We start from the raw sequence: 12,580 nt of genomic DNA on the forward strand, positions 1-12,580 counted from the left end.
TGGCCTGAACGCAAATGATTCATATGCGCCGCAAGGCGCGCCTTTGGGTCAGATCGCCAGCACCAGCAACAGGATCGACAGGCCCAACAACGCCATGCCGCCGATCTCGCGCAGGCTGACGGTTTCGCGAAAGAACAGCACCGAGGCCAACAGACTCAGGATCAGCTCGATCTGCCCCAGCGCCTTGACATAGGCGGCGTTCTGCAAGGTAAAGGCCAGGAACCAGCAGAACGAACCGGCCATGCTGAACAGGCCGACCCAGACCGCGACCCGGCGCGCGCCCCAGACCGCGCGCAGTTCGGCACGGTCGCGCCAGCCCAGCCACAGCGCCATTGCCAGTGTTTGCAGGCAGACCACACAGGCCAGCGTCACCCCGGCGCGCAGAACCGGGTCCGCCGCCGCTATTTCCAGCGATGCGCCTCGATAGCTGACCGCGGAAAAGGCGAACAGCACCCCCGAACCCAGCCCCAGCGCCGAAGCCCGGTTGCCCAGCTGCCGGATCCACGCCCCCTGCGCGTTCGGCCCCCGGGCCAGCAAAAGCACCGCTGCCAGACCCAGCAGAATGGCGGCAAAACCCAGCGCGCTGACGCCTTCGCCCAGAATCACAAAGCCGACCAGCGCGGTCTGGATCACCTCGGTCTTCTTGAACGTGATGCCAACGGCGAAATTGCGCTGCTTGAACAGCGCCACCACGCAGATCGTCGCCAGAATCTGCGCCAGCCCGCCGATGGCGGCAAATCCCCAAAAGACCGGCCCCAGGGACGGAAGATCGCGCCCGGTCACCGCCAGGTACAGCGCCATAAATCCCAGGATCAGCGGCGCGGAATAGCAAAAGCGCGAAAATGTCGCCCCCGCGGCCGACAATTTCGTCGTGCTCAGGCTCTTTTGCAGCATGAAACGCAGGGTTTGAAAGGCGGCGGCGGCCAGTGTGACCGGTATCCAGAGGCTCATGCCCCCTAGTGGCGCATATTCACCCTTCTGGCCAGAGCGGATGCGGCACCGGATCCTTGGCGCGCCAGAAATGGCGCCGGAAAATCTGGCCATACGAGCGATAGGCATAGCCGAGGTTGCGGGCCAGATACTGCGCCTTCCGGGCACGATACAGCGCCGGCAACCGGTACCAGGGCGCGGTCGGGTGCATGTGATGCACGACATGCAGGTTGTTGTTCAGAAACAACAGCGCAAGCGGGCCGCGGTCTTCGATGATCACCGTACGGGCGCGGGCGTCTTCATGGGCGCGATGCTCCAGAAAGGTGCGGATCTTGAGCAGCCCCAGCCCGAGATAGGCGGCGGTCAGATAGGCCCAGACCGGCATCGGAGAAACGGCGACCAGCGCCAGCACCGCCGCCGCGCCGGGCAGATGCAGCCCCCAGGCCAGCCAGACCGCCCCTCCGCCCGCCCGCAGGGCCTGCAACTCGTCGTGAAAGAACCGCGCCTGCCCGAGGGCCGGCCCCAGCAGGATGCGCCCCAATAGCGTGTTGTTCAGGCGCAAGAGCCAGCGCCGCCAGCGCGGCATCGCCGCCCAGACGGCCGGGTCCAGATAGTTGCTTTCCGGATCGTCATAGGGATCGGTCAGGATCGGCTCGCGGTGATGCGCCAGATGCAGGTCGCGAAATCGGCGATAGGGAATGCACAGGTTCAGCGGCAGCAGCATCGTCACCTCGTTCCAGCGCCGGTCGCGAAACGGATGCCCGTGTAGCACCTCATGCGTCAGCGAGGCGTGAAAGGCGATCAGCACCCCGATGACCAGGATCGCCGTCACCGGCGCCACCGCCGCCAGCCGGAACATCGCCAGCCCCCATAGCCCGTAGCAGACCAGGATGGCCGCCAGCGTGATCCATTCGATACGGTGGTCCGGCCGGCGCGATTCAGACATGGCGCCCCCAACGGATTCCCGCCCAGATCCGTTCATACAGAACATAGCCCGTCAGCCCGATCGCGGTATTGATCAGCGCCATGCCACCGCCCGCAGTGGGCGAGCCGGTCACCGCAACGCCCACCAGTGACATGATCACGAATCCGATCCCGTTCCAGATCACTGCCTTGACCAGCGATCGCCGCCGCGTCTCCGAGACTTGCCTATTCTTGTGTGCCATGCCCTTGGCCTAGCTCGGCCAGGTGTTGCTGAAAATTCCGAATATGATTAACAAAACTCTGCAGCTGTGACATATATCAACATATGCTGCACAGAGTCGACAAACGCACCCGCGCCGAACAATTCCGCAACCGTCTGGCCCGGGCCATGGCCCAGAAGACGGTCAGTCAGAGTGCCCTGGCGCGTCAGGTCGGGGTCGATCGCTCGACCATTTCGCAATTGCTCAAGGGTGACGGGGCACGGTTGCCCAATGCCCATGTGGTCGGCGCCTGCGCCGCCGCCCTGGGCGTGTCGGCAGACTGGCTGCTCTGTCTCAGCGATCGTCCGGAAAGTGCCGCCGAACTGCTGGCCGGCAGTCTCAGCCTGACCGAAGCGCCCCGCGCGCTGGTCGATCAGCGCATCTTTGACTGGCACCGCGAGGCCGCCGGCTACAAGATCCGCCACGTGCCTGCCGCGCTGCCTGACATGCTGAAAACCCGCGCCCTGCTGGAATGGGAATACGCGCCGCATCTGGGACGCACGGCGGATCAGGCCATCGGTGCGTCCGAGGACCGGCTGCACTGGATGCGCAACGCCCAATCGGACTACGAGATTGCCCTGCCGGCCTTTGAACTGCACAGTTTTGCGCAAGGCACCGGCTATTATCAGACGCTGCCCTTGCGGCTGCGGCTGGAACAGATCGACCGGTTCATCGAACTGTGCGACCAGCTCTATCCGCGTCTGCGGCTGTATCTCTACAACGCGCAGCGCCTGTACAGCGCACCCCTGACCATCTTTGGTCCGCTGCTCTGCGTGTTCTACGCCGGGGGCCACTATATGGCCTTTCGCGACCGCGACCGGGTCGAGACCTTTTCCCGGCATTTCGACACGCTGGTGCGCGAGGCCGACCTGACCGCGCGCGACCTGCCCGACCACCTGCACCGTCTGCGCCGCGACATCGCCTGAAACTAGATCGCCCCAGTCGTGCCCCCCCTTGCTTCTTGGCCTGTGTCCGGACATCCCATGAAGCTTAAAACTCCCATGTCAGCCTTGATTGTCCTTTTGATCGCCGCCGCTCTCGTTGCCGCCGAGCAGACCGTGCCGTTCTCGGTACCCGGGATGTATTGCGACAGCTGTCCATTTGTCGTCGAGGCGGCCATAAGCGGCGTCAGATCAGTGACTGCAAATTCCGAAACCCGCACGGCGATGATTGTCTTTGATGACGAGGTTGCCACGCTTCGGACCATCAGGGTCGCCTCTGCCGCTGCGGGGTATGAAGCCACGCCTGTCGCCTCCGGATCGTAGCCGGTGAGCGACATATCGCTTCTGAAAGTCGGTGTCATCGGCACGCTGATCGCGGCCCTTTGCTGCTTCACGCCGGTCCTTGTTTTCCTCTTCGGCGCCGTCGGTCTTTCGACGGTTGCGGGCTATATGGACATGGTTCTGCTGCCGGCGCTCGGTGTGTTCATCCTGATCGTGCTTGACGCCCTCTGGCGCAGACGCACCCAATTGGCCTGTCTGCAAAAGAAATGAAATCATGAACGATTGCTGCCAACTCCCGGATTAGAAAGACCGCTGCGATATCGCGGTGATCGGTGCCGGATCGGCTGGATTTTCCGCAGCCCTCACCGCCGATGACGGGGCCCATGCGCGCCCGGGACATCTGCGGGCAGGTTTGCTGCGAGAAGGGAGACGACATCATTCGGGATGTGCTATCGGCGGATCATGTCCATATGTTCGTGTCGGTGCCGCCCGGGCTGGCGGTGAGCGATCTGGTGCGGCTGATGAAGCGGCGGTCTTCCCACAAGGTCCAACGTGAATGCGCTCAGCTACGCCAGCGTTACGGGGGCCGACGTTATTGGGGCCGGGGGGAGTTCTCGACGACCAACGGCGCAATTACCCAAGACATCGTGCTTCATACCTGGAAAAACACATCGCCGATCCTGCCGGCGCCAGCCGGTCGTGGTTCAGCCGGCAGGGGGAGGCATCCAGGACTACTTGGTTGAGCATTATTGCAGGCCGTCAGCCTATCCCCGTCCCCGATAGGGCGGCACTCCCTGATCCGGGATCCAGACGGTTTCTGGCATCGGTCCGGTCTGCCAGAAAACGTCGATCGGGATGCCGCCGCGCGGATACCAGTATCCGCCGATCCGCAGCCACTGGGGCGACAGAAACTCCACCAGCCGCCGGCCTATCGAAACGGTGCAGTCCTCATGGAATGCCCCGTGATTGCGAAAGGAACCGAGAAAAAGCTTCAGAGATTTGCTTTCGACCAGCCATTCGCCGGGGACGTAGTCGATCACCAGATGCGCGAAATCCGGCTGGCCGGTCATCGGACAGAGCGAGGTGAATTCCGGTGCCGTGAAACGCACGTTGTAGGCTGTGTCGGCCTGCGGATTCGGTACCCGCTCCAGCTCGGCCTCGTCGGGGCTGGCCGGCATCACCGTGGCGCCGCCGAGCTGTTTCAGATCGCTGTAGATGCTGTCGGTCATCGTATTCCTCCAGTTTGTCCCGTCAGACGCCGCGTCTGTTGCCCCAGACCAGCACATGCAATTGCGGCAGCACCCGCGGGGTGAACCAGCCGTCGTCGGTCACTTTCTCGATCAGCCAAAGCAGCCGGTCGGTGGCGGTTCGCAGGTCCACCGGCAGATCAGGATCCACGTCGGGATTGCCGGGTTGCAGAAACAGTGGCAGCCGGGGGTGGTTTTCGGCGACCGCGCGGGACCAAGCATAGTCGGTGTCGTCAAAGATCACGATCTTCATCACCACATTTGGGCAGTTTTTAGCGGTCGTCAGGCAGGTCTCGAAAGCCGCCCAGTCCACGATTTCTCCGCTTGAAGGCGGCTTGGGACTCAGCACCAGCGTATCGAGATCGGCGAACCAGGATCTGGCAATCGAGCCCTGCGTTTCGCAGGCGAAGCGATAGCCTGCCGCCTTGCCCATGGCGATCACTGGGGCAAAATCCTGAATCGCCGGATTTCCGCCTGAAATCGATACGGTCAGGGGGCGGTCACCGGAAAGTTTTCGCACTTCGTCCCAGACAGCCTGCGGCGTCATGACCGCCCAGTCATGGCGATGGGCGCTGTCTACCGCATGTATCGAGTCGCACCAGCTGCATCGGTAATCACACCCGCCGGCGCGAATGAAAACCGTGGGTTCCCCGATCAGGGCACCTTCGCCCTGGATCGTTGGCCCGAAAATCTCGGCGATACGCAGGCTCATGGCCGGTACTCGGCCCAGGTCTTCGATGTTTCAGATATCTTCACGGCTGCTGTCTCGGGCCAGCGCGCCTTGCACCAGTCGAAGAAATGGCGGGCCATATTTTCGGCGGTGGAATGCACGTTCAGCACCTCGTTCAGGTGCCGATGGTCGAACGTGTCGTCGATATAGGACTTCAGCGGTTTCAACTCGTGATAGTCGCGGACGAACCCGTCCGAATTCAGTTCCGCAGAAGCCAGTTCGACCACTACGATGTAGTTGTGCCCGTGCAGTCGAGCGCATTGGTGGTCGGATGGCAGATGTGACAGTTGATGCGACGCAGAGAAGTGGAATTCCTTGGTAATACGGTACATCAGGCGCTTTCCTTGGCCGCGATGGCGTCACGCCAGAAGTCCGGGTCATCGTAGATCGTGGGATCGGCGATGCCCGCAAGAGCAAAGGCTTCGCGCCGCTCAACACAGGTGCCGCAGCGCCCGCAGTGATGATCGCCGCCCTTGTAGCAGGACCAGGTTTCGGCAAAGGGGGTGTCGACCCGTGCGCCTTCGGTCACGATATCGGCCTTGGATCGGTGCACGAACGGCGTCGTCAAAGCCACATCCGCGTAGCCATCGAGAGCTGCGCGCTGCATCCTCTCGAACGCTTCGGTAAAGGCGGGGCGGCAGTCGGGATAGATGAAGTGATCGCCGCCATGCACGGCGGTGGCCACCGCCTCGTCCCCGTTCGCCGCAGCGATGCCATAGGCGATGGTCAGCATGATCGCGTTGCGGTTCGGAACCACGGTGATCTTCATGGTGTCTTCGGCGTAGTGGCCATCGGGCACATCGAAGTTGTCGGTCAGGGCCGAACCGGTCAGGGCCGCTCCTACGGGGCGCAGGTCGATAATGTGGTGCGGAACATCCAGCCGGGCCGCGCAGGCGCCGGCAAAGTCGAGTTCCTTGCGGTGGCGTTGACCGTAATCGAAGGAAACAAGACCGGACAGGTTGCCGTCCCGCGCGATCAGATGCGCCAGCGACACAGAATCCAGTCCGCCCGAGCAGATGACTAAGGTTTTCATTTTACAGTCCTTGTTTTGATAACCGGGTAGGCTGCGACCGGTGGCAGCGTGAATAGCGAACCGCTTATCAAATGGCAACAATCGGAAGATTATGTGGATTGCCATGCAAAATTGGGTCTGTCGCGGATTTGGTGCAGGTGTTGGTTTGTGCCGCTATATTTCATTAATCTTTTGGGACGTTATCGAGGGCGTCATGGTTTTCGCGACGAGATTTTCTGCCAGCAGGGCTCAAGGCCGATCAGGTCGAACGGGTTGGCGACAGGATCCTGATCCACGCGCGGTCGTCGGATGCCGCAACGGCTTGCCCATGTTGCGGCACATCTTCACGCCATGTTCATGGCAGATACCGGCGTCGGCCTGCGGATCTTCCTGCTTATGGCCGATCAGTCGAACTGGTATTGCTGTCTCGTCGATTTCGCTGTTGCGCCGCGCGCTGCCCTGCCAAGATTTTCGCCGAACGGTTCCCCTCTCATGTGACCCGGCCCTATGCGAGACGTACATCCCGCCGGCAAGGATTGGTGCGCCATCTTGGCCTCGCCCTCGCCCTCGGCGGACGCGCCGCGCAAGCGCTAGCTGGGCGTCTTCTGCTGCAGGTGAGCAAGGATACTTTCCTGTACAGCGTTCCCAAGGCGTCCGGAAAACCCGCCGGGTCCGCCCGTGTGGTCGGCATCGATGACCGGGCCTGGCGCAAGGGGCAGCGCTACGGCAGGTTGATCTGCGACCTTGAGCGTCGACAGATGATCGACCCGCTGCCCGACCGCACGCCAGCGACCGTAACAGCGTCGCCGCGGGCACGTCCGGACATCGAGATCGTCGGCTGCGACCGCGATGGCGGCTATGGTGGTGCTGTCGCATGCGCCTTGCCGGATGCCGTGCAGGTCGCCGACCGCTGGCATCTCTTCGAGAATGCAAGCGCTGCGTTTCTTGCTGCGGTTCAACGGAGTGTGCCGGCAATCCGCAAAGCGATCGGGGTCAGAACACTGGAGCCCAAGCTTCTGACGGCGGCGGAACGCCTGCAATACGATGGATTTCGGCGTCGGCAACAGATCGATCGCATGGTCCGCCGGATGGACGACGATGGTATTCCTATCAACCGGCTGGTGCGCCTGACGGGGTCGAGCCGTGGATTAATCCGTCAGTTTCTGCGCGCAGACACTGACGCTCTACGGCATTGGAGCGGCCTGTGATGCGACACTGGCCACCGCCGTCAAACGCCAGCATGAACTCCAACAGGCCATTGGGCAGCTGTTTTCCGCCGAGATCCGGGAGAAGCGGACCAGATCGGTCAGATACCAGATGAGCATCGCCATGATGCCCCTGACCAAGGAACTGGAAGAGTTCGCTTTCGAAGCAACGGAGGTCAACGAGATGCTGATCCGCGATCTGGCTACAGGGGATTTCCTGGATACCAGCGCAACCACGTTTCGATCGGTGGCACAGGAAGGCGGCATTGTGTGCGGTGGGTCCACAGGGCAGGGGCCACGAAACGGGCGGCGGGCGGTACCCGACCTGCCGGTCGTAGAGGCGCGGGCATGCAGGGGCGACGATCCGGCAGTATGCGGCCGCCGGATATGCCACTGTCGGCCGCGGCGGGGCGTGTGGCCTCGCTCAGGCGGCGGTTGGGATCAGCGAGACCTGGTTTCGCCCGCCCCCCTTGGCGCCATACAGGGCGCGATCTGCCTGACCGATCAGGGCAGTGGCATATTGTTCCGGGGACAGCTGCGGATCCGCCCCGGCGGGCGGGCCGACCACGACTCCGATGCTGGTGGTGACATTGATCGACTGCATCATCCCGGGGCATTGAAACGGCATCGCGTTGATCTGGCGGCACAGCCGGTCTGCGGCCAAAGTCGCGCCGGCCTGATCTGTATTGGGCATGACGATCAGGAATTCCTCGCCGCCGACGCGGGCGATCATGTCGATGGGGCGCAGCTGGCTTTTCAGCCGCCTTGCGGTTTCGATCAGCACCGCGTCGCCGGTTTGGTGACCGTACTGATCGTTGATTTGTTTGAAATGGTCCAGATCGGCCAGCATCACCGCGAAACTGGTGCCGGATTCCGCGGCGCGGGCGGCGATGGCGGCCAGATGCGGCAGCGCGTAGCGGCGGTTATACAGGCCGGTCATCGGATCGCGCACCGCGGCGCGCAGCCCGTCGCGCACCGAGGCGCGCAGCCGGTCCGAACTCGCCTTGCGCCGCAGTTGCGAACTGAGCCGCAATGCCATTTCTTCGGCGCAGAACCCGCCTTGCAGCACGTCATGCGCGCCGCGGTCCAGCGCCTCGGCCACCAGATGCGGGGCACTGACGGGGACCACCGCGATCAGGGCCGCGTTGCTGGTCATGCTGCGCGCGCGCAGATCGGCCAGCAGACGCAGCCCCTGTTGCGGCTGTTCGCCGGTCAGGTCGACCACGATCGCATCGGGAACCGGCTCGGCCATAAGGGCGTGGATATCGCTGATCTGATGGCTTTGCAGACGGTGCCGGGTCAGGTCCTTGAGCCGCGAGCGCCAGACCGCGCCGGTTGCGGCATCCCGGGTCAGCAGGGCGACGCTGGCCGGAGTCGAGAAGGTGGCGGCCGGTTCGCTGAACCCCAAGGCGCTGGGCGTGCCGTCGCGCAGATGCAGCTCTTCGGTGCCGCTGCGGGCCCGGATCAGGCTGCGGATGCGGGCCTGTAGAATCAAATCGTCCAGAGGCTGGCTCAGCACGTCGTCGATGCCGCCGGCCAGGGCCGCCAGCCGGGCCGCGGGGTTGTTTTGCGCGGTCACGGCGATGATCGGAATCTGCCTAAGCGATTCGTCCTTTTGCAGCTCGGCGCGCACATCCAGCGCGGTGCCGTCCGGCAGCGTCATTGCGGTGACGATCAGATCCGGACGGCAGCGCCGGGCCAGGGCTGTAAGCCCTTGCAATCCATCGCTTTGCACAACGTGGTAATAGGCTGCCGACAGCTGAACTTTCAGCATGATGCGGTTGGTGGACACACCGTCGAGGATCAGTATGGTGCCTTGCACGCCACGCGCCTTTCACAAGTCGTTTCAAGATTGTCTAAAGTCTTCATGAGAGTCGTTAACAAACCCTTTCCGCCGACCCGAAAGTCCTCTGCCATGCAACAATCCGCCGACGCCGCAGAAACCCTTGCTCTGACCGCCTTGGGCTGGCTGCTGGAGCACGAGGAATTGCTGCCGGTTTTCATGGGCTCCAGCGGTACCAGCGCTGCGGATATGCGCGACCGGGCGGCGGATCCCGACTTTCTGGGCTCGGTTCTGGATTTCCTGCTGATGGACGAGGCCTGGCTGGTCGCGTTCTGCGATGCCCGCTCGGTGCCCTATGATCATCCGATGCAGGCGCGCGCGGCTTTGCCCGGCGGCGCACAATTCCATTGGACCTGACTGCCGGTACCTTGAAAACACTGGAAAAACCGGGCGCCCGAGCAAATACAGGAACAAGACCGTATGACCATTGCCGCCATATTGTTTGACAAGGACGGCACGCTGTTCGATTTCGGCCCGACCTGGGAAAGCTGGGCGCAGGCCTTTCTGCTGCGCGCTGCCGGGCAGGATCAGCGCCGCGCCACCCATCTGGGGCAGCAGATCGGCTTCGATCTGCCCAACCGGCGATTTCGGCCTGACAGCATCGTCATCGCCGGCACCGCTGCCGAGGTCGCCGAGGCGCTGACCCCGCATCTGCCCGAAATTGCGCCAGCACAGCTCTATGACATGATGAACCAAGAGGCCGAGACCGCGCCGCAGGTCGAAGTGGTACCGCTGGCACCGTTCCTGGACCGGTTGCGCGCCCGGGGGTTCCGGCTGGGGGTGGCGACCAACGACGCCGAGGCCCCCGCGCGGGCGCATCTGGGAACCGCCGGAGTGGTCGACCGGTTCGACTTCATTGCCGGATTTGACAGTGGCCACGGTGCCAAGCCCGGGCCGGGGCAGTTGCTGGCCTTTGCCCGCACCGTCGGGGTCGAACCTGAAAATGTGGTCATGGTCGGGGACAGTACCCATGACCTGATCGCCGGGCGCAGTGCCGGCATGATCACGGTGGGTGTGCTGACTGGCCTTGCCCCAGAGGACGATCTGGCCGCCCTGGCCGATGTCGTGTTGCCCGATATCGGCCATCTGCCGGGCTGGCTGGCCCTCTAGACCGCTTCCGCCGACCCGGTATCTGTGGCTGCGCCTCTCTGCCGTGGCCGGGGCGGTCCGGGACGGCACCGGCGGCGACCTGCTGGCCTGCTGTCCGCTATGCGGGGCGCATGGCAGGCTGGTCTTTGTATCCGGCATCGTTACCGGACGGGTCTGGCGGATGAATGGGGGCAGCGAAGGACGCTCTGCTCTGGCTTCTCGTGAAAAACGACATACTGCGTCGCGAATGGGCCGGATCGTTGATCTGTCCCGATGTCTGCTGATCGGGCAACACCAATGAGGTCGCATCATGGCAGACAGGGCATCGCGACGGCGGCGCAGTGGCGGGCATGCGGGAAACACCGCCCGCCGGGCGGGGCGGGTGATCGAGCAGATGCCGTGGAGTCCGCCTGTCAATATCGACCGCCCCGTTGAACCGCTGAACGCGGAAGGCGTCGCCGCCATCCACGAGGGGGCCATGCGCATCCTCGAAGACATCGGCATCGCCATCCTGAACCCCGAGGCGCTGGCGCTGTTCCGTCAGGCCGGATGCATCATCGACGGAGAGGTGGTGCGCTGCGACCGGGATTTCATCATCGAGATGGTCGCCAAGGCGCCCGCGCAGTTCACCCTGACCCCGCGCAACCCGGATCGGCAGATCACCGTGGGCGGCGACACCCTGCTGTTCGGCAACGTGTCCTCGCCGCCCAACTACTGGGACATGCAGATCGGCAAGAAAGTATCGGGCACAAGAGAAATGTGTCGCAACCTGCTGAAACTGACGCAATATTTCAATTGCATCCATTTCGCAGGCGGCTATCCGGTGGAACCGGTAGACATTCATGCCAGCGTGCGCCACCTGGACGTTCTCTATGACAAGCTGACCCTGACCGACAAGGTGATGCATGCCTATTCACTGGGCCGCGAGCGGGTCGAGGATGTCATGGAAATGGTGCGGATCGCGGGCGGTCTGACGCATGAGGAGTTCGACGCAAGCCCCCGGATGTACACGAATATCAACTCGACCTCGCCCCTGAAGCACGACCATCCGATGCTGGATGGCTGGATGCGCTGCGCGCGGCGCGGTCAGGGCTGTGTGGTTACGCCGTTCACCCTGGCCGGGGCGATGGCGCCGGTGACCATGGCCGGGGCGGTGGCGCAGTCGCTGGCCGAGGGGCTGATCGCCATCGCGCTGGCGCAATATATCAATCCAGGCTGTCCCTGCGTGATCGGCACCTTTACCAGCAATGTCGACATGAAATCCGGCGCGCCGGCCTTTGGCACGCCGGAATACATGCGCGCGACGCAGATGACCGGACAACTGGCACGGTTCTACGGCTTGCCGATGCGGTCCTCGGGCGTCTGCGCCGCCAATGTGCCGGACGGGCAGGCGATGTGGGAAACCTCCAACAGCTTGTGGGCGGCAGTGCAGTCGGGCAGCAACATGGTCTATCACGCGGCCGGCTGGCTCGAAGGCGGGCTGATCGCCAGCCCGGAGAAATTCATCATGGATTGCGAGGTGCTGCAGCAGATCCAGCGTTACATGGACCCGGCCCTGACCGCCACCGGCCCGGACGAGATCGCACTGGAAGCGATCCGCGAGGTCGGCCATTCCGGGCATTTCTTTGGCATCCAGCACACGCAGGACCGCTATCCCACCGCGTTCTATCAGCCGTTTCTCAGCGACTGGAAGAATTTCGAAGGTTGGGAAGTCGCCGGATCCATCTGGACTGCGGAACGCGCGCATCGTCTATACAAGGATATCCTGGCCGACTATGCCCCGCCGCCGATGGACCCGGCAATCCGCGAAGAGCTTGAGGCCTTTGTGGCAAGGCGCAAGGAAGAGGGCGGCGCGCCGACCGATTTCTGAGCGCCGCGCGGGGGCGGACGGGCCCGCCAAGGAGAAAGGCGACACCAGGACAAGGGCCAAAGCAAGGACCGGCACGGGCCAGAACGGGTCGTGCGTCCGACCCGGTTTCCCTGCAGCGCAGCCGTGCCGCCGCCGGGTCTGTCCGGCGTGATCGGCGCATTCAGATTTCGCGGCCATGTCCGGCAATGAGATGTCCGGCAATGAGGCTGCTCTCTCTGGTTTGTTCCCATCCCGTCTTGTAGGTTGC

At 63.4% G+C, this 12,580-nt stretch carries 14 protein-coding genes and 3 pseudogenes; 9 read left to right on the plus strand and 8 right to left on the minus strand.

Annotated elements, in window-relative coordinates; genetic code table 11:
* Window positions 1–48 precede the first annotated feature (48 nt).
* The 3 genes from ACFMPD_RS03855 to ACFMPD_RS03865 are packed head-to-tail and all read right to left on the minus strand — an operon-like array spanning window position 49 to window position 2,096.
* Window positions 49–951, minus strand: coding sequence for an EamA family transporter (locus ACFMPD_RS03855; protein WP_380991985.1), 903 nt, complete (start codon window positions 949–951; stop codon window positions 49–51).
* A gap of 19 nt (window positions 952–970) precedes the next feature.
* Window positions 971–1,876 (minus strand): fatty acid desaturase, encoded by a 906-nt coding sequence (locus tag ACFMPD_RS03860; RefSeq protein WP_380991987.1) that lies wholly within the window; start codon window positions 1,874–1,876, stop codon window positions 971–973.
* Window positions 1,869–2,096 carry a DUF2061 domain-containing protein gene (locus ACFMPD_RS03865; protein WP_380991989.1) on the minus strand — a complete coding sequence of 76 codons (228 nt, stop codon included), beginning with the start codon at window positions 2,094–2,096 and terminating at the stop codon, window positions 1,869–1,871. The genes ACFMPD_RS03860 and ACFMPD_RS03865 overlap by 8 nt, the downstream gene beginning before the upstream one ends.
* An 83-nt stretch (window positions 2,097–2,179) precedes the next feature.
* Here ACFMPD_RS03865 and ACFMPD_RS03870 point away from each other — a divergent pair, with 83 nt between their 5' ends.
* From ACFMPD_RS03870 to tnpA, 4 genes and pseudogenes are all read left to right on the plus strand, one after another.
* On the plus strand, window positions 2,180–3,040 hold the full coding sequence (locus ACFMPD_RS03870) for a helix-turn-helix domain-containing protein (protein ID WP_380991991.1): 861 nt from the start codon (window positions 2,180–2,182) through the stop codon (window positions 3,038–3,040).
* Between the two features lie 57 nt (window positions 3,041–3,097).
* Window positions 3,098–3,379, plus strand: a complete 282-nt coding sequence (locus ACFMPD_RS03875; protein WP_380991993.1) for a heavy-metal-associated domain-containing protein — start codon at window positions 3,098–3,100, stop codon at window positions 3,377–3,379.
* A 3-nt stretch (window positions 3,380–3,382) separates the two neighbouring features.
* Entirely contained in the window at window positions 3,383–3,607 is a 225-nt protein-coding gene (gene merF / locus ACFMPD_RS03880; RefSeq protein WP_380991995.1) for a mercury resistance system transport protein MerF, read from the plus strand.
* Between the two features lie 113 nt (window positions 3,608–3,720).
* A pseudogene (tnpA, locus tag ACFMPD_RS03885) lies at window positions 3,721–4,034 on the plus strand (IS200/IS605 family transposase); the annotation flags it as partial.
* 67 nt (window positions 4,035–4,101) lie between these two features.
* Here the strand turns inward: tnpA and queF are convergent.
* The 4 genes from queF to queC are packed head-to-tail and all read right to left on the minus strand — an operon-like array spanning window position 4,102 to window position 6,347.
* Window positions 4,102–4,566: a preQ(1) synthase gene (queF, locus tag ACFMPD_RS03890; RefSeq protein WP_380991999.1), complete on the minus strand. Its 465-nt coding sequence runs from the start codon at window positions 4,564–4,566 to the stop codon at window positions 4,102–4,104.
* Window positions 4,567–4,588: 22 nt separating this feature from the next.
* Window positions 4,589–5,296: a 7-carboxy-7-deazaguanine synthase QueE gene (gene queE / locus ACFMPD_RS03895; protein ID WP_380992001.1), complete on the minus strand. Its 708-nt coding sequence runs from the start codon at window positions 5,294–5,296 to the stop codon at window positions 4,589–4,591.
* Window positions 5,293–5,646, minus strand: coding sequence for a 6-carboxytetrahydropterin synthase QueD (gene queD / locus ACFMPD_RS03900; RefSeq protein WP_380992003.1), 354 nt, complete (start codon window positions 5,644–5,646; stop codon window positions 5,293–5,295). The genes queE and queD overlap by 4 nt, the downstream gene beginning before the upstream one ends.
* On the minus strand, window positions 5,646–6,347 hold the full coding sequence (gene queC / locus ACFMPD_RS03905; protein ID WP_380992005.1) for a 7-cyano-7-deazaguanine synthase QueC: 702 nt from the start codon (window positions 6,345–6,347) through the stop codon (window positions 5,646–5,648). The genes queD and queC overlap by 1 nt, the downstream gene beginning before the upstream one ends.
* Window positions 6,348–6,562: 215 nt before the next feature.
* Here queC and ACFMPD_RS03910 point away from each other — a divergent pair.
* Window positions 6,563–7,507, plus strand: a pseudogene (locus ACFMPD_RS03910) (ISL3 family transposase); the annotation flags it as partial.
* Between the two features lie 34 nt (window positions 7,508–7,541).
* Window positions 7,542–7,700, plus strand: a pseudogene (locus ACFMPD_RS03915) (ATPase); the annotation flags it as partial.
* A 255-nt stretch (window positions 7,701–7,955) separates the two neighbouring features.
* On the opposite strand, the gene ACFMPD_RS03920 reads toward ACFMPD_RS03915, so the two are convergent.
* Window positions 7,956–9,353 (minus strand): diguanylate cyclase, encoded by a 1,398-nt coding sequence (locus ACFMPD_RS03920; protein ID WP_380992007.1) that lies wholly within the window; start codon window positions 9,351–9,353, stop codon window positions 7,956–7,958.
* Window positions 9,354–9,446: 93 nt separating this feature from the next.
* Here ACFMPD_RS03920 and ACFMPD_RS03925 point away from each other — a divergent pair, with 93 nt between their 5' ends.
* From ACFMPD_RS03925 to ACFMPD_RS03935, 3 genes are all read left to right on the plus strand, one after another.
* Complete coding sequence (locus ACFMPD_RS03925) at window positions 9,447–9,731, plus strand: DUF3572 domain-containing protein (protein ID WP_380992315.1); 285 nt, start codon at window positions 9,447–9,449, stop codon at window positions 9,729–9,731.
* Between the two features lie 63 nt (window positions 9,732–9,794).
* Window positions 9,795–10,484: an HAD family hydrolase gene (locus ACFMPD_RS03930; protein ID WP_380992009.1), complete on the plus strand. Its 690-nt coding sequence runs from the start codon at window positions 9,795–9,797 to the stop codon at window positions 10,482–10,484.
* A 289-nt stretch (window positions 10,485–10,773) separates the two neighbouring features.
* Window positions 10,774–12,333, plus strand: coding sequence for a trimethylamine methyltransferase family protein (locus ACFMPD_RS03935; RefSeq protein ID WP_380992011.1), 1,560 nt, complete (start codon window positions 10,774–10,776; stop codon window positions 12,331–12,333).
* The last annotated feature ends 247 nt before the right edge of the window (window positions 12,334–12,580 follow it).

It is taken from the genome of Sedimentitalea sediminis, from assembly GCF_042687825.1.
Classification (GTDB): Bacteria; Pseudomonadota; Alphaproteobacteria; order Rhodobacterales; family Rhodobacteraceae; genus Sedimentitalea.